This window comes from Afifella aestuarii, from assembly GCF_004023665.1.
Classification (GTDB): domain Bacteria; phylum Pseudomonadota; class Alphaproteobacteria; order Rhizobiales; family Afifellaceae; genus Afifella; species Afifella aestuarii.
In genome coordinates this window covers 260,245-276,809 of the sequence record NZ_SAUF01000005.1, presented here as the reverse complement: position 1 = coordinate 276,809, position 16,565 = coordinate 260,245, and the positions used below count along the sequence as shown (strand labels likewise).

Genomic DNA, 16,565 nt, shown 5'->3' with positions numbered 1-16,565 from the left:
AAAAAAAAGACGAGCCCCGGTGTTTGATATCCAGGACTCGTCGGGAGAGTTTGGAGCCGGTCAATGACCGGCCGTCCAAGAGGGGAACAGCTGCTCTCTGCGGCCACAGGGAAGTGCCCGAAGAGCTCGTCAGCTCCCGCTTTATCGTCCGACAATCGGTCGATCACAATGAAAGAGTCTGCATGCCAGCCATGCATGTGCCCGAAACATAGGCACTCACTGCCTTCCAACACGGCAAAACGGGGTCGAAAAGGCCGTCTTAGCCGCGCCTGAAGGCGCACTTGGCGCGCCGGCTTCCCGCATGCTACCGGTTCCCGCGCTTCAACTTATCGCCGGCCTTCGTCAGATCATGGTTCCGCATTCCGCAAATCCGCCCAAGCCCCGTTGTTGGGTGTTGACGACCGGCGAGGCCGGCATGCGCAGCCAGGCCCTCGGACTGGCAGAACGTTTGGGCGTGCCGTTCGAGGAGAAGACGATCAGGCTCCGCCAGCCCTGGTCGTGGCTGCCGGGACATTTGTGTCCCGCGGCACTGACCGGGCTCGATCCTTCACGCGACCTTCTCACGCCGCCCTGGCCGGATCTCCTCATCAGCTGTGGACGCCGTTCCACCGCCGCCTCCATCGCAATCCACAGTGCTTCAGAAGGCACCACGCGGACGGTGCACATTCAGAATCCGCTGACGCCCGTGCACCATTTCGATCTCGTCGTTTCGATGCGCCACGACCATCTTGCCGGCGAGAACGTTGTCAATGTCGATACCGCGCTGCATCGTGTGACACGTGAAAAACTCGACGAGGCCGCAGCTCAATGGGGGCCCCGCCTCCGCGGTTCGGAAAACAGCCTCATCGGCGTCGTTCTGGGGGGCCCGACACGCCATTACTGGATGAGCGAGGCCTTCCTCACTCGGCTCAAGGCGATCATCCGCGGCGTGCACGAGACGACCGGAGCGCGTATCGTGGTGACACCCTCGCGGCGTACCGAAGACCGGGTGAAGCAATCTCTCGCCGGCGAATTTCAGCCCGAGCCCTGGTACTGGCAATGGGACGGAAACGGCGACAATCCGTATTTCGGGCTACTCGCGCTGGCCGATCGCCTGATCGTGACCGCCGATTCCGTCTCGATGGTGTCAGAAGCGGTCGCGAGTGGGCATCCTGTCAATCTCCTGCCGCTCAACGGACACTCGCGCCGTCATGACGAATTCGCCTCAAATCTCGACGCTCGCGGTCTCGTGTCTCTGACAGGACCCGATGGGGTCGATCTCGAGTTCGAGGGGGCCGGCGCGGTCGATGCCACCGCTTATGCGGCCGACGTCGTGCGCGAGCGTCTTTTGAGCTGACGGTCGCGCAATCCGGAAAGGGTGCGCAACGCGCCGGAAAGCGCCAAAAACAGCGCCTGGGTTGCACGAGGCGCACCAAACAACCTGCCATCGGCCGAAACCTGGTGACGGAGGGGCATGCTCGGCTTGCCCTTTATGAAGTTGCCGCCTATCTGGACAGACCAACCTGCGATGGGTGCGACCATGCCAACGGCCAACCATGCCAAGCTCTTGATCATCGGATCAGGTCCCGCCGGCTATACGGCAGCCGTCTACGCGGCGCGGGCTCTTCTCGAGCCGGTCCTGATTGCCGGAATGGAGCCTGGCGGACAGCTCACAATCACCACTGAGGTGGAGAACTATCCGGGCTTTGCGGAGCCGATCCAAGGCCCATGGCTGATGGAGCAGATGCGCAGCCAGGCGGAGAATGTCGGCACCCGGATCGTCAGCGATATCGTCGTCTCGGCCGAGCTTACCACCCGGCCATTTCGACTGACGCTCGACAGCGGTGATGTCTGGACGGCGGATGCCGTCGTCATTGCCACGGGTGCGCAGGCACGCTGGCTCGGCCTGCCGTCGGAGGAACGCTTCAAGGGTTTCGGCGTGTCGGCCTGTGCCACCTGCGATGGCTTCTTCTACAAAGATAAGGACGTTCTCGTCGTGGGAGGCGGCAATACAGCCGTCGAGGAAGCGCTCTATCTGTCCCACCTCGCACGCCACGTCACGCTCGTGCACCGTCGCGACGCGCTTCGCGCCGAGCGGATCCTCCAGGACCGTCTCCTCACCCGAGACAATGTCAGTGTGATGTGGGATTCCGCCATCGAGGAAGTGCTCGGCCAGGGCGGCTTTCCGCCGGCGGTGACCGGGGCGAAAATTCGCAATGTCCGGAGCGGCGCCATCTCGGAAGTCGCGGTCGACGGCATCTTCATTGCCATTGGTCACGCACCGGCGGTGTCTCTTTTCAAAGACCAGCTTCGTCTGAAGCCGAACGGCTATCTGTGGACCGCGCCCGATTCGACGGCGACGGATATCCCCGGGGTTTTCGCAGCGGGTGACGTGACCGACGACGTTTTCCGGCAGGCGGTGACCGCGGCCGGCCAGGGCTGCATGGCGGCTCTGGAGGCGGAGAAATACCTCTTCGCGCTGGAAGCAAGGCAGGAGGCGGCCGAGTAGGCCACCTGTCTCGACGCGCAATGTTCAAGACCTCGGGGACGCAGGGACCCTGAAGGGGGTGTGATGGATTGGGATAAGCTGCGGATCTTCCACGCGGCGGCAGAAGCCGGGTCGTTTACCCATGCCGGCGATTCGCTCAACATGAGCCAGTCGGCTGTCAGCCGGCAGGTGAGCGCACTGGAATCGGAGCTCGGAGTTCCCCTCTTCCACCGCCACGCCCGCGGCCTCATTCTGACGGAACAGGGCGAGCTCCTCGTGCGCACGGCGCGCGAAGTGCTGGTGAAGCTCGAACAAACCCGAGCAGAACTCGCCGATTCCAAGGGGCAGCCATCGGGCGCTCTCAAGGTCACGACCACCGTCGGACTCGGCTCCAGCTGGCTCGCTTCGCGCCTCAACGAATTCATCGACCTCTACCCGCAGATCAATCTGCAGGTCGTGCTCGACGATGACGAGCTCGACCTCTCGATGCGCGAGGCCGATGTGGCGATCCGACTGCGGGCACCCACCCAGCCAGACCTCATTCAGCGCAAGCTCTTCACGGTGCACTTCCACGTCTACGCTTCGCCCGATTATCTTCAGCGTTTCGGACAGCCGAAAAGCGTGGCCGAGCTCGATGAACACCGCATCATCGTCTATGGCGAGAATGCCCCGGCCTATCTCCGAGACATGAATCTGCTGATGAGCAGCGGCCGCGAAAACGGCGAGCCGCGCACTCCGATCATGGCGATCAACAATGTCGTGGCGATCCGGCGTGCGATCGAAAAGGGGCTCGGCATCGCCATGCTTCCCGACTACCTCGTCAACGAGCAGTCGCCGCTGGTGGCCATTCTCCCGGAAGCGGAAGTGCCGGCGTTCGACACTTATTTCGTTTACGCAGAAGAGCTCAGGAACTCCGCCCGCGTCCAGGTTTTCCGGGATTTCCTCATCGCCATGGCGCGCCGCTGGCATTATTGAGCCGAACGCCCCATCCGCAATGAGCGTGGCCTGAGGCCGTCTTCGTGACGCCTTGCCGCATCTCTCTCTTTGCATATGAAAAGCGCGGCCTTCCGGCCGCGCCAGTTCGAACAGAACTTCCAGAGGCTATGCCGCCTCTTTCGAGGCCGCTTTCAGAATGTCATCGGAAAGCCGCCCATGCACCTCGGCGAGATGATCGAAGCTTGAGGTGAACGTTCCGACGCCTTGCGTGGCCGAACGCAGTTCGATGATCAGATCGGCAATCTCGGCTTCCGGAATGAGCGCCGAGATCACGTCCCAGCCATCCCAATCCGGCTTGCCGTCGAAACCGAGGAGCTGGCCGCGCCGACCGGAGACGATGGCGTTCACCTTCGGCGTCGCATCACTCGGCACGGTGACCTCGACCTTCAGAACGGGCTCCAGAATGACCGGCTGACATTGTGGCAAGCCTTCACGCATAGCGAGGAGTGCCGCCATCTTGAAAGCCTGCTCGGACGAATCGACGGGGTGATAGGAGCCGTCGGTGAGAGTTACGCTGACGTCCACGACAGGAAAACCGCCGAGCGGCCCGCTTTCCAGCGCTTCTCTTGCGCCGGCCTCGACCGCGGAGAAATACTGACGCGGAACCACGCCGCCGGAGATCGTCTCGTTGAAGACGAAGCCGGAACCGCGAGGCAGCGGCTTGATGTCGACCACGATGTCGCCGAACTGACCATGTCCGCCCGACTGCTTCTTGTGGCGGCCACGCTGCGTCACCGAGCCCTTGATGGTCTCGCGATAGGGCACGGTCGCAACGGAGGTCTCGACCGACAGGCCGTTCTTGCTCGCAAGCCGTTCGAGCGCGACGCGCAGGTGCATTTCCCCCTGCCCGCTCACGACCGTCTCGCCCGTTTCCTGACGGTGCTCGACGGCAAGAGAGGGATCTTCGTCGACGAGCTTGGCAAGAGCGGCCGACAGCTTCACGTCATCCTTGCGCTCACTCGGCCGCACGACTTTATGCAGCACCGGCTGCGGAGGCTTCGGCACGGCGATCGTGGGAACCGACGCCCCTTTTGCCGACAGCGTATCGCCGGTCACAGCCCCGTCGAGTTTGCCGAGAGCGACGGTGTCGCCGGCCTTGGCGGTCCCACGCTTTACCGTCTTCTGTCCGACGAGATCGTAGATGCCTGAGACTTTGCCTGCTGGGCCGGCCGCATTGTCGAGTTCGGCGGCGTCTTCCACCGATCCAGCAAGAACCCGGCTTAAGGAAAGCTTGCCGCCATGGCTTGTATGAATGGTCTTCATCACCTGCACGAGCGGCCCGGCTGCGTCTTCAAGACCGAGACGGGCGCGGGTGTCGGTGACGTCGGGAGCCTCATGGCGCAGCGCCTTCAAGAGGCGCATGATGCCGTTGCCATTCGCGGCCGAGCCGAGGAAGACGGGAACGATTTCGCTCGCGCGCATCTCTTTGACGAGATCGGCAAAAACGTCGTCGCGCGGCGGCTGAATATCTTCCAGAAGCTGTTCCATCAGCGCGTCGTCGTGATCGGCGAGCGATTCGAGCATGGAAAAGCGGGCTTCTTCGCTCTCCATGCGCTCCATCTCAGCCATATCGACGACTTCGCTCGGCGCGTGTTCGCGGTAAAGGAAAGCCCGATCGAGCGCGAGGTCGACGAAACCGACCGCAATGCCATCCTTCCAGATCGGCAGCTGACGCAGGACGAGCGGCACGGACGAGACCGGCTGCAACAGTTCAAGCGCGTCACGCACGCCGCCCGAGGCGCGATCGATCTTGTTGAAGAACAAGAGCCGCGGCACGTTGCGCTCTTCCAGATGCTTCATCACCACCTGGAGCGCAGGAATCTTCTTGTCGTCCGGCTCGGCGACCACGATCGCCGCGTCGACGCAGGCGAGAACCGGGTCGGATTCGTAAGCGAATTCAACGGAGCCCGGGCAGTCGATGAAACAATAGGTTTCATCCATGAAGGTGGTCATGGCCGTGTTGAGCTCGACGCTCATCGCATGCTCGCGCGCTTCCGGCGAGGCATCACCGACGGTGTTCCCAGAGGCTACCGCCCCAACTTTGGGGATCGCGCCGGTTCGGAAAAGGATCTCCTCAAAGAGGCTGGTCTTACCGCTCGCGAAGGGGCCAACGATGGCGATGCATCGCGGCCCCTCGCGCCTCGCACCTCCTGCGTCTCTGCCGCTCATTTCGCCGCTCCTTTCCCTGAAATTGAAAACTCCATCACAACCGATTTCTAGCGCGTTGCGCGTAGGTTACGGTAGCCACAGATCGTCTCAGCGGACGCGGCTTTTTGCAAGTCTGCAACACGTCCGAGCTATTCTTCCTGGCATGCTTGATTCGCGGGGCTCCCCCGCGCATGGTCGCGCAAAAGCGGAGGACGGAATGCGCATGAATAGGCTGGTTTTGGGTCTTGGAGCCGTCCTCGCGGCATGTCTCGCTCAGCCGCAGGCCTACGCCGCCGATCTCGCGCGTGGCTACGATGCGGGGGTTTATGCCGTGGCACCCGCACAGCCGACGAGCTGCGATGAGCCGGGCGTTCTCAATCGGATCGTCGAACGCTTCGCCTGGGCGGAGAAAAACACCTGGCATCGCGGTCTTTTGATCGACAGCGTCGTCGAGCCCCGCCTGCGTTACACGGATGGCACGGCTCCGGGCCGGATCATGAACGACCGTTGCGAGGCGCGTGCCCTCATGAGCGACGGAACCGTGCGCCCGGTCTATTATATCGTTCAAGAGAATATGGGCTTTGCCTCGCTCGGCCGCGGCATCGATTTCTGCGTTCTCGGCCTCGACCCCTGGCGGGTTTATGACGCCGATTGCAGGACGATGCGGTAAGTCACGTCTGCGGCCGACCATTTGGGCGGCATTTGCCTTGTCTGACGTCCAACCCGGGGCCAATGAGGCCGCTGGAGGTGGTGTATGCGCGGCCTCAGCCTTCTCGCCCTACCCCTGTTCATCGTTTCTCCCGCTCTCGCGCAGGAGACGAACAGTTTTCGCGATTGGTCGGTGACGTGTTCTCCTGACGCCGGTTGCAGCGCTCAGGTGAAGGGGCCCTCCACGCAATTCGCCCTTGATCGAAGCGAAGGGGCCGCCGGCTGGTACATTCGCTTCGACTTCTCCGACCCGCTGCCTGATCCCAACCGCCCTCTGACCCTTTTGATCGACGGCGAAAAGACTGTGTTGCAGGCTCGTTCGGACTGGAGTTTTACCGGCGAGGCTGGACGGAGTTTCGTCCGCGGCAACGATAGTCTGCGGGCAGCTTTGATGGGCGCCCTGCAGGACGGAACGCAGCTCATCATGGAATATATCGACGTCACCGGCGAACCGCGCCGGCAGCTTTTCTCTCTTTCGGGCCTCTCCGCCTCCTTGCTGTGGGCAGAGGAACAGATAGGCATCGTGGGGGAAGAGCGCCTCGCGTCCGCCCCCGATCAGGACGCGGTGGATGCACAGACGGCGACGGATATCGAGACCTTGTCGATCGAAGCCTCTGCCATCCCGGCGGTCGTTCTCGAGCGACATCAGCAATCCAGCGCTTGCGAAGCGCTCGACAGCGAGCTGATGCGGGATATTCCGCCACTCATCTCGCGGGTCAGCGATACGGCCATCGTCTACGCCATTCCCTGCGTCGTCGCCGCCTACAATGTCACCTATCGGATCTATCTGCGCGAGACCGGAGAGATCGGCGGCCTTCAGACACTCTATTTCCCGCAATGGTCGGAGGCCTATGGCTGGAGCGGGACCGATCTCTTGTTCAATGTCGAGCTTAAAGGCGACCACCTTTCAGCGACCGCGCTTGGACGCGGCGTCGGCGATTGCGGCACGCAAGCCGATTTCACCTTCCTGGATTATGCCTTCCGGCTCGACCGCTATGCCGCCGAAGAGGAATGCCGCGGCCGTTTGCCGACCGACTGGCCCGTCATCTACGAGCACGGCGGCGAACATGGCGAGCAACCACAAAAAAGCCCGACCTGAGGCCGGGCTTACATTCATCGCGTATCTTTTGGTCTGGGACGCAGGCACCGCGCCCGAGAGGCCCTAGAACTTGTAGCCGACGCGGGCGCGGACCGAATGCGTATCGAGATCGACCGCAGTTGGTGCTGTGAGGCTGAAAGTCTTGTCCTCGTAATCCGTATAGCGGTACTCGACACCCGCCGTCAGATTTTTGGTGATCGCGGCTTCAGCACCTGCACCGAGTGTCCAACCGACGCGCGTATCGCTGTCGCTCACGCCACCGGACTTCGCCTTGACGTCGCTCAGGGCGACACCACCCGTCGTGTAGAGAAGGAAGCGATCGAGCGCGATGCCGGCGCGACCGCGAACCGAACCAGTCCAGTTCTGCTCGACAGAAATGCCGTTGTCGTTGCCGTCGAGGCCAGAGGCGAGCGCATCCGCTTCCACACCGACCACGAACTGGTCGAACTGGCGCTGATAGCCGGCATAAACCCCGCCATCGACACCGTCGACATCGACGTTACCGCCGCTCGTATCGCTCTCGCCCGTGGAATAGCCGAGCATGGCGCCGAGATAAAAGCCTGACCAATCGTTCGGACCGGTCGAGGTGACCATCGGAGGCTCAGAGGTATAGGTTTCGGGCGCCGGCAGATCGGCAGCCAGCGCGGACGATGCCACCAGACCGAAAGCAGCAGCGAGAACCAGTGGTGTGCGCACGATAACCTCCACTTCTCCGACAACCTTAACGCCTGAGGCCGGAAGACGTTCCGATGAAATCTTACAGCCGGCGTTCGTTCGGAGCTAGCCTTAGATTGTGATCCCCACCGGCCGAAAAAAGGGTGAAACCTGAACAATTCCGTGATCAAGAGTTAACGTGTCTCAGCTGCCACACCGACGCCGGTGATTCCCTGCAATAGAGCCTCTTCCACCTCAATCTGTGACAATTCGTACAAGCCGCAAGTGACCGTTCCTCTCTCCATTTTCATCATCACCCGCAACGAAGCCGACCGCCTCGGCGAGACGCTCGCTGCCGTCCGCGGCCTGACCGACGACATCGTCGTCGTCGATTCCGGCTCCACCGACGGCACGCAGGAGCTGGCGCGACGCCTCGGCGCGCGCGTCGTGCATCACGACTGGCAAGGCTTCGGTCCCCAGAAGCGTTTCGCCGAAGAGCAATGCCGCTACGACTGGCTTCTCAACCTCGACGCCGACGAGGTTCCTCAGCCGGAAGTCGTCGGCGGCATCAGCGCCTTGTTCGCCGAGGGCGAACCTCCGCTCAGCCTCTATCGCATCCGCATCGTCACGATTTATCCGCGCCATCACCATCCTCGGCTTTTTGCCGACTTCGTCAGCCCGGTTCGTCTCTACGACAGGCGCGTCGCGCGGTACTCGCCGAGCCTCACCGACGACCGCGTCGTCGACCATGGTCTGCCCTCGGGGCTCGTGCCAGGGGCCGTCTGGCATTTTTCGTTCCGCTCGTTTGCGCATATTCGCGCCAAGCTCGACGGTTATTCCGATCTGCAGACGATCGAGAAGGCCGGGCGCCGCTCGCCCCTCGTTTTGAGGCTCAGGCTTCTCACCGAATATCCGATGCAATTTGCTAAGTACTTCATTTTCCGTCGTCATTGGACAGGCGGCGTTCTGGGCGCGCGCTATGCGCACGAAATCGCGGCGGCGAAACAGCGCCGCATTCGCCGCTTTCTGGAGGCCCGTCAGAAGCTCTCCTCCTCCTGACAGGGCGGCGACGCGCGCGCAACGGGGCTGTTGAGCGAGAAATACCCGCCTATATGGGGCGCTGCAGCCCAACGGATCGGATCCCGCCGCCCATGTCGAGCCTCCTCACCCTCATTGCCGGCCTCATCTTCCTCATGATCGCCGCCGACATTTTGGTGCGAGGCAGTGTCTCCTTGGCCGAAAGGTTCCGCGTCCCGCCCCTCGTCGTCGGCCTCACGATCATCGCTCTCGGCACCTCGGCGCCCGAATTGGTGGTGTCCTTGCAGGCGGGGCTTGCCGGCTCCGGTGGCATCGCCATCGGCAATGTGGTCGGATCGAACATTGCCAACATCCTCCTGTGTCTCGGCCTTCCCTCTCTGATCTTCGCGACGGCCGTGAATGCGACCGGCCTGAAGCGGAATTTTTCCGTCATGGTCGCGGCCACCGTTCTCCTCATCGTATTGTGCTGGGACGGGACTTTGAGCCGGCTCGACGGCGGAATTCTCCTTCTCTGCTTTATCGCCTTCTTCGTCGCCCAGATCCTTGTGACCCGAGATTCCCGGCGCCAGCAGGAGGAGATCGAAGAGCTCCGCACCAACCTTTCGCCCGCACTCGCCGCGTTGATGGCCATCGGCGGTCTCGCCGCTTTGCCTTTCGCGGCGGACTTCGTTGTCGAGGGAGCCATCGGGCTTGCGGAGATGCTCGGCCTTTCAGAGACCGTCATCGGCGTCACGGTGGTCGCCGTGGGCACCTCGCTGCCGGAACTCGCCGCGGGAATCATGTCCGCCTGGCGCGGTCATTCCGACATGACCCTCGGCAACGCCATCGGCTCCAATATCTTCAATATCCTTTTCATCCTCGGCGTCACCGCGAGCGCCGTACCTTTGGTCGTGCCTCCGGACTTCCTGCACTATGAATTCTGGGCGATGGTTGCCGCGGCGCTCGTCCTGGTCCCGTTCCTTGGCATGCGTTGGCCGATCGGCCGCCTGGGCGGGCTTATCCTCGTTCTCTTTTACGGAGGCCTCATCTGGGGCGCCGTCGCCCTTCCCGGCGCCTGAGCCATGTCCGCTCGATCCTCTTCAGATCCCTCGCAGCGCACCGCTCTCGTCACTGGCGGAGGACGACGCATCGGCCGCGCGATCGCGGAAGATCTGGCACTGCGCGGATGGCGGGTCGCCATTCACTGCAACACCTCCAAGAATGAAGCGGAGGCCGTGGCTCAGGGCATCCGCGATGCCGGGGGAGAGGCAGCCGTGTTCGCGGCAGATCTCGCCGACATCGAGGCTGTGGAAGGGCTCCTTCCCAGCGTCACCAGCTCCCTCGGGCCGGTCACGCTCCTCGTCAACAATGCCTCCGTCTTTTGGGATGACGCGGCAGAGAGCTTGAACGCGGAAGTCTGGGACAAACAGCTCGCGATCAATCTGCGAGCGCCCACCTTCCTCGCACGCGATTTCGCCCGGCTCTTGCCGCAGGACGTCGAAGGCCTCGTCGTCAACATCGTCGACCAGCGGGTTTTAAAGCCAGACGCCGAGTTCGTCTCCTATACGATTTCCAAATCCGCGTTGTGGACGGCAACGCAGACGCTTGCCCAGGCGCTCGCCCCACGCGTTCGGGTGAACGCGATCGGCCCCGGCCCCACATTGCCCAATCCGCATGAGGGCGAGGCGGGCTTCGAGCGCGAAATCACACAGGAAACGCTTCTCGGGCGTTCCGTGGACCTTGCCGATTTCGGCCGCACCATCCGCTATTTGTGGCAGACGCGCTCTTTGACGGGCCAGTTCATTGCCCTGGACAGCGGCCAGCACCTCACGTGAACAGCCGCCCTCCCCGCGGCAACAGGAGAACTCGATGGACATAGCGATGATTGGTCTCGGCCGCATGGGCGCCGGACTCTCCCGACGCCTGATGGCCTCCGGACACACACCCTTCGTCTTCGACCGAAACCAAAGTGCGATCGATGCGCTCGCCGGCGAGGGCGCGCGCCCGCTTGCAGACCTGAAGGACGTTACCCAGCTCACACCACCCCGCGCCGTCTGGGTCATGCTCCCGCATGGCGAGGCGACGGAAAGCACGATCCGCGCGCTTGCCGATATCCTCTCCCCTGGCGACTGCATCATCGATGGCGGAAACTCGTATTATAAGGACGACGTGGCACGACGCGCCTTTTTGGAGCCGAAGGGCATCGCCTATCTCGACGTCGGTGTTTCCGGAGGCATCTGGGGAGAGCGCGAAGGCTTCTGCATGATGATCGGCGGTCCGGAAGCAGAGGTTACGCGCCTCGATCCGATCTTCGCGGCCCTCGCACCCGGCATCGGCGATCTCCCGGAGACACCCGGCCGGGACGGGCGCGATCGTCGGCCCGCCCAGGGTTACATGCATTGCGGGCCAGCCGGCTCCGGCCATTTCGTCAAGATGATCCACAACGGCATCGAATACGGGCTGATGCAGGCTTACGCGGAAGGCTTCGATATCCTGCGCAATGCCGGGACAGCTGCACGCCCGGAAGACGAGCGTTTCGAGCTCGATTGCGCGGACATTGCCGAGGTGTGGCGCCGGGGTTCGGTGATCCGCTCATGGCTCCTCGATCTTTCGGCCTCAGCGCTCGCCAAGGACCAGGCGCTTGAATCGTTCCGTGGACATGTCGCCGATTCCGGCGAGGCCCGCTGGACATTGGAGGCCGCCGTCGAGGAAGAGGTGTCGGCTGCCACCATCGCCTCTGCCCTCTTCGCGCGCTACCGTTCCAGACGCGAAAGCACTTTTTCCGACAAGCTGCTTTCGGCTCTCCGGGCTGAGTTCGGCGGGCATATCGAGGGCGGGAGCAAGAGCGAAAGGGCGTGAGGCGGGTGCCCAAACGCTGACGAGCGCCTATCTTGGACGACATATGAGTGAGGATATCAGCAACGGTCGGGAGCCCGAGGTCGCGCAGACAGCGGACCCGGCCGATTCCGTCTCATCCGAAGACGCCGCCACGGCCTCCGACGCGGCTCGTGCGCCTGCGGCAGAGCCGGTTTCCGGTATTGCGTTTGAGGAGCTGCCACGGGCCGAGCCCGGTGCGGACGTGATTGCGGCTGCCGTCAAAACCCTGCCCAACGCACCCGGCGTCTACCGCATGATCAACGAGCACGGTCAGGTGCTCTATGTCGGCAAGGCGCGGAGCCTCAAGAAGCGCGTCGTCTCGTACACACGGCTCGGCGGCCAGAACAACCGCATCGCGCGCATGATCCGCGCCACAGCAGCGATGGATTTCGTGCGCACCCGCACGGAGACCGAGGCGCTTCTCCTGGAAGCGAATCTCATCAAGCGTTTGCGGCCGCGCTTTAACGTTCTCCTGCGGGACGACAAGTCGTTCCCTTACATCCTGATCACCGGCGATCATGAGGCGCCGATGATCGTGAAGCATCGCGGGGCGCGCAAACGCGCGGGCGATTATTACGGACCGTTCGCCTCGGCCGGCGCAGTCGGGCGCACGATCAATGCCTTGCAGAAGGCGTTTCTCATTCGCTCCTGTTCCGATTCCGTCTACGAGAGCCGAACCCGCCCCTGCCTCCTCTATCAAATCAAGCGCTGTTCGGCCCCCTGCACCGGGGAAATCTCGGTCGAGGATTATGCGAAGCTCGTCGACGAGGCCCGCGCCTTCCTGTCCGGCCGAAGTCAGGCCGTACGCACGGAGCTCGCCCAGGAGATGGAGGCCGCCTCGTCTCGCTTCGATTTCGAGCAGGCGGCAGTTTACCGTGACCGGCTGGCGGCGCTGTCGCATGTCCAGTCCCACCAGGGCGTTAATCCGCAGAGTGTCGAAGAGGCCGATGTCTTCGCCATCCATCAGGAGGGCGGCATGGCATGTGTTCAGGTGTTCTTCTTCCGCACCGGGCAGAATTGGGGCAATCGCGCCTATTTCCCAAAAGCCGACAAGACGATGGATGCGCCCCAGATTCTCCAGGCTTTTCTGGCGCAGTTCTATGACGACAAACCGGTACCGAAACTCGTTCTCGCCTCGGAGGAGTTCGAGGAACGTGCGCTGCTTTCCGAGGCGCTCAGCGAGCGCGCCGGGCACCGCATCCAGGTCCATGTTCCGCAGCGGGGAGAGAAACGCGAGCTCGTCGAGCATGCGCTGACAAACGCGCGTGAAGCCTTGGGGCGGCGTCTGGCGGAGACCTCTAGCCAGGCGCGCCTGTTGCAGGGGCTCGGAGAGGCGTTTGGCCTCCCCTCTCCTCCGAGACGCGTCGAAGTCTACGACAACAGCCATATCCAGGGCACGAATGCCGTCGGCGGCATGATCGTCGCCGGTCCCGAGGGCTTTTCCAAACCGCATTATCGCAAGTTCAACATCCGCTCAGAAGAGATCACGCCCGGCGACGATTTCGGCATGATGCGGGAGGTACTGACACGGCGCTTTTCACGGCTCCTCAAGGAGGCCGGCCCGCGCGCTCCGGAAGAGCACACGACCGAGGATGGCAGCGAAGCACAGAGCGACGCGATACCCGCCTGGCCGGATCTCGTCGTCATCGACGGCGGCAAGGGACAGCTTTCCGCAACTTTAGCCGTTCTGAAGGAGCTCGGGATCGACGATCAACCGGTGGTCAGCATCGCCAAGGGCCGCGACCGCGAAGCGGGGCGCGAGACCTTTTTCATGGCGGGGAAAGCTCCCTTCATGCTCCCCCATCGCGACCCAGTCCTCTATTTCATTCAGCGTCTGCGTGACGAAGCGCACCGCTTCGCGATCGGCTCGCATCGCGCCCGCAGAAAAAAGGCGATGGCCGCCAATCCACTCGACGAGATTTCGGGGATCGGTCCTTCGCGAAAACGGGCGCTTCTCCGGCATTTCGGCACGGCGCGCGCCGTCAGCCGCGCCGGCGTGGAAGACCTGATGGATGTGGACGGAATCTCTGAGCAGATGGCGGAAATCATTTACGACCATTTCCACGAACATGGCGGCTGAGACAAAATGGCACCGGTCTTGGCTAACAATCAGCGTGACAATTACAAAAGTTTTGTCAGGCACTGCTATTGAGACCGTTGACACTGCGAGCGGGCAAGGAACAAGCTGAGGCATGACCATGGAAGCACAGAACGCGGCCCGCACCCCGCACATCCAGGCTTTCACGATACCGAACGTCCTGACCTACGGTCGGATCGCGGCGGCACCGCTTCTTGGTGCCTTCTTCGTCCCGGAGATCGGTCCCTGGATCGCCTTCGTCATTTTCGTGGCGGCCTCCGTCACGGACTATTTCGATGGCTATCTCGCCCGCATCTGGGAACAGCAATCAGCCCTCGGTCGCATGCTCGACCCGATCGCCGACAAGCTTCTGGTCGCCGTGGCGATCCTCATTCTGGTGGCGGACGGGATGCTCGCCGGCTGGACGATCTGGGCGGCAATCATCATCCTGATGCGTGAAATCCTCGTTTCCGGCCTGCGCGAATTCCTGGCCGAATTGCGCGTGAGCGTGCCTGTCACCAAGCTCGCGAAATGGAAGACGACGATGCAGCTCTTCGCAATTGCCGCGCTTTTGATCGCGCCGGCGATTCAGGGCGCCAAAAGCGGCATCATCATCGATCTTGGCCTCGCCTTCTTCTGGCTTGCAGCGATCGTGACGCTCTACACCGGCTATGATTATTTCCGCGCAGGCCTGAAGCATCTGGTGGACGAATGAGCCTCGAACTGCGCTATTTCGCTTGGGTGCGTGAGCGCATCGGGAGCCCTGGAGAAAGTCTCGATGTGCCGGGCGACGTCACGACCGTTAGCGAGTTGATCAGCTGGCTCGCCAACAAGGATGAAGGCTATGCGGCCGCATTCGCCGAGCCGGACATCATCCGCGCAGCGATCGATCACGAGCATGTGGAGCATGACGCGGCACTCGCAGGCGCCAAAGAAGTGGCTTTCTTCCCGCCGATGACCGGCGGCTGATGGCGCCAGTCTTGCAGTCATCGCACGATCTGCGGGAGTGCGGCGAAGGCTGAGAAAGTGATTCATGTCCTGCACAATTCGAATCCGGATCCAGCCGCAATCCTTTGATATCGAAGAGGAAAGCAAGCGCCTCACGCAAGGGCGGAGCGATGTCGGCGCGCTCGTTACCTTCACCGGATATTGTCGCGACGAAGGCGGAACGCTCGCCGCGCTCACGCTGGAGCATTATCCCGGCATGGCGGAGGCTGAGATCGGCCGCATCGCCGAAGAAGCGGCCGCGCGATGGCCGTTAAGCGGTCTTACAGCCATCCATCGTCATGGCCGCATCTTGCCCGGCGAGCCGATCGTCCTCGTGGCTGCCGCCTCGAGCCACCGTCAGGCCGCGTTCGAGGCCGCATCCTTCTTGATGGATTATCTCAAAACCCGTGCGCCTTTCTGGAAGAAGGAAGAACGGGTTGGTGATCGGGACGGAGATTGGGTGCAGACGAAGGCCACGGACGACGCCGCAGCCGGGCGCTGGCAGAAGCCTTGAGCCTCCGACCTGGAAAGAGGCGGCTCTCTCTCGCTCCCTCCGCAGACGGCAAAAAGGGCGCCGCGGCGCCCTTTTCGAAGTCATCAGATGGTCGCGGGCCTCAGCCTGCGGCCGCCATCTTCTGAGGCGCAGAAGCAGGCGTCACGGCGGCGATATAATCCTCGAACATCGTTTTCGAGATCTCGCCCGGCGTGAAGTGATATGGTCCGATCTCAGCGACCGGCGTCACCTCTGCGGCCGTTCCGGTGATGAAGCACTCGGAAAAACCGTCGAGCTCTTCCGGCATGATCGCCCGCACTTGGACGTCGATACCACGCGCCTTAGCGAGCTCGATCACCGTCTGGCGGGTGAGGCCGTTGAGGAAGCAATCCGGTTCCGGCGTATGCAGGACCCCGTCCTTCACGAAGAAGACGTTGGCACCCGTGCATTCAGCGACCCGGCCGCGCCAATCGAGCATCAGAGCGTCGGCATAGCCTTTGCTCTCCGCCGCATGTTTGGAGATCGTGCAGATCATATAAAGCCCGGCGGCCTTGGCGTGGACCGGCGCGGTGCGCGGATCGGGCCGGCAATAGCTCGCGATATCGAGCCGGATGCCCTTCAGCCGCTCTTCCGGATCGAAATAAGACGGCCACTGCCAGGCAGCGATCGCCACGTTGATCCGGTTCTTCTGAGCGGAAACACCCATCATTTCGCTGCCGCGCCAGGCAAAGGGCCGCAGATATGCGTCGGTGAAATTGTTCACCCGCAGAACTTGGGCCTTCGCCTCCTCGATTTCCTCCACCGAATAAGGCAGCTTGAAATCCAAGATCTTCGCAGAAGCGTGAAGGCGTTGCGTGTGCTGGAGGCTCTTAAAGACTACCCCTCCATAGGCGCGCTCACCCTCGAATACGCAGCTGCCGTAGTGAAGACCATGTGTCAGCACATGAATCTTTGCATCGGCCCAGTCGACCAACTCGCCATTGAGCCAGATCTTGCCTTGCATTTTATCGAAGGGAACGCCTGCCATTGATTTCTCCTACCC

16 protein-coding genes are annotated in these 16,565 nt (G+C 62.4%); 13 read left to right on the top strand and 3 right to left on the bottom strand.

Going from position 1 to position 16,565, the window contains the following annotated elements:
* Positions 1-415 precede the first annotated feature (415 nt).
* From EO094_RS15500 to EO094_RS15490, 3 genes are all read left to right on the top strand, one after another.
* A complete protein-coding gene (locus EO094_RS15500) occupies positions 416-1,336 on the top strand; it encodes a mitochondrial fission ELM1 family protein (RefSeq protein WP_164879690.1) in 921 nt (306 codons plus the stop codon).
* 183 nt (positions 1,337-1,519) lie between these two features.
* Positions 1,520-2,488, top strand: coding sequence for a thioredoxin-disulfide reductase (gene trxB / locus EO094_RS15495; RefSeq protein ID WP_128293819.1), 969 nt, complete (start codon positions 1,520-1,522; stop codon positions 2,486-2,488).
* Positions 2,489-2,551: 63 nt separating this feature from the next.
* Positions 2,552-3,442: a LysR family transcriptional regulator gene (locus tag EO094_RS15490; protein WP_092815169.1), complete on the top strand. Its 891-nt coding sequence runs from the start codon at positions 2,552-2,554 to the stop codon at positions 3,440-3,442.
* 126 nt (positions 3,443-3,568) lie between these two features.
* Here the strand turns inward: EO094_RS15490 and EO094_RS15485 are convergent, their stop codons facing one another.
* On the bottom strand, positions 3,569-5,632 hold the full coding sequence (locus EO094_RS15485; RefSeq protein ID WP_128293818.1) for an elongation factor G: 2,064 nt from the start codon (positions 5,630-5,632) through the stop codon (positions 3,569-3,571).
* 196 nt (positions 5,633-5,828) lie between these two features.
* Here EO094_RS15485 and EO094_RS15480 point away from each other — a divergent pair, with 196 nt between their 5' ends.
* Together EO094_RS15480 and EO094_RS15475 are read left to right on the top strand one after the other, a co-directional pair.
* Positions 5,829-6,281 (top strand): hypothetical protein, encoded by a 453-nt coding sequence (locus tag EO094_RS15480; RefSeq protein ID WP_128293817.1) that lies wholly within the window; start codon positions 5,829-5,831, stop codon positions 6,279-6,281.
* Between the two features lie 84 nt (positions 6,282-6,365).
* Positions 6,366-7,418 carry a DUF1176 domain-containing protein gene (locus EO094_RS15475; RefSeq protein WP_128293816.1) on the top strand — a complete coding sequence of 351 codons (1,053 nt, stop codon included), beginning with the start codon at positions 6,366-6,368 and terminating at the stop codon, positions 7,416-7,418.
* A 63-nt stretch (positions 7,419-7,481) separates the two neighbouring features.
* Here EO094_RS15475 and EO094_RS15470 read toward each other — a convergent pair whose 3' ends face one another.
* Positions 7,482-8,114 carry an outer membrane protein gene (locus EO094_RS15470; RefSeq protein WP_128293815.1) on the bottom strand — a complete coding sequence of 211 codons (633 nt, stop codon included), beginning with the start codon at positions 8,112-8,114 and terminating at the stop codon, positions 7,482-7,484.
* Between the two features lie 243 nt (positions 8,115-8,357).
* Here EO094_RS15470 and EO094_RS15465 point away from each other — a divergent pair, with 243 nt between their 5' ends.
* The 8 genes from EO094_RS15465 to EO094_RS15430 all read left to right on the top strand — a co-directional run bounded on the left by EO094_RS15465 (position 8,358) and on the right by EO094_RS15430 (position 15,544).
* The gene (locus tag EO094_RS15465; protein ID WP_205649947.1) at positions 8,358-9,131 is read left to right on the top strand and encodes a glycosyltransferase family 2 protein; all 774 of its coding nucleotides are present in this window, start codon (positions 8,358-8,360) and stop codon (positions 9,129-9,131) included.
* Between the two features lie 92 nt (positions 9,132-9,223).
* Positions 9,224-10,168: a calcium/sodium antiporter gene (locus tag EO094_RS15460; protein ID WP_164879689.1), complete on the top strand. Its 945-nt coding sequence runs from the start codon at positions 9,224-9,226 to the stop codon at positions 10,166-10,168.
* Positions 10,169-10,171: 3 nt separating this feature from the next.
* The gene (locus EO094_RS15455; RefSeq protein ID WP_128293813.1) at positions 10,172-10,924 is read left to right on the top strand and encodes an SDR family oxidoreductase; all 753 of its coding nucleotides are present in this window, start codon (positions 10,172-10,174) and stop codon (positions 10,922-10,924) included.
* A gap of 34 nt (positions 10,925-10,958) precedes the next feature.
* Positions 10,959-11,948 carry a phosphogluconate dehydrogenase (NAD(+)-dependent, decarboxylating) gene (gene gnd, locus EO094_RS15450; RefSeq protein WP_128293812.1) on the top strand — a complete coding sequence of 330 codons (990 nt, stop codon included), beginning with the start codon at positions 10,959-10,961 and terminating at the stop codon, positions 11,946-11,948.
* A gap of 43 nt (positions 11,949-11,991) precedes the next feature.
* Positions 11,992-14,046, top strand: coding sequence for an excinuclease ABC subunit UvrC (gene uvrC / locus EO094_RS15445; protein ID WP_128293811.1), 2,055 nt, complete (start codon positions 11,992-11,994; stop codon positions 14,044-14,046).
* A gap of 112 nt (positions 14,047-14,158) precedes the next feature.
* Complete coding sequence (gene pgsA / locus EO094_RS15440; protein ID WP_246008560.1) at positions 14,159-14,758, top strand: CDP-diacylglycerol--glycerol-3-phosphate 3-phosphatidyltransferase; 600 nt, start codon at positions 14,159-14,161, stop codon at positions 14,756-14,758.
* A complete protein-coding gene (gene moaD, locus EO094_RS15435; protein WP_128293810.1) occupies positions 14,755-15,012 on the top strand; it encodes a molybdopterin converting factor subunit 1 in 258 nt (85 codons plus the stop codon). Before pgsA ends, moaD begins: the two co-directional genes overlap by 4 nt.
* Before the next feature lie 64 nt (positions 15,013-15,076).
* Positions 15,077-15,544, top strand: a complete 468-nt coding sequence (locus tag EO094_RS15430) for a molybdenum cofactor biosynthesis protein MoaE (RefSeq protein ID WP_128293809.1) — start codon at positions 15,077-15,079, stop codon at positions 15,542-15,544.
* A gap of 100 nt (positions 15,545-15,644) precedes the next feature.
* Here EO094_RS15430 and EO094_RS15425 read toward each other — a convergent pair whose 3' ends face one another.
* A complete protein-coding gene (locus EO094_RS15425; protein ID WP_128293808.1) occupies positions 15,645-16,550 on the bottom strand; it encodes a branched-chain amino acid aminotransferase in 906 nt (301 codons plus the stop codon).
* Positions 16,551-16,565 lie beyond the last annotated feature (15 nt).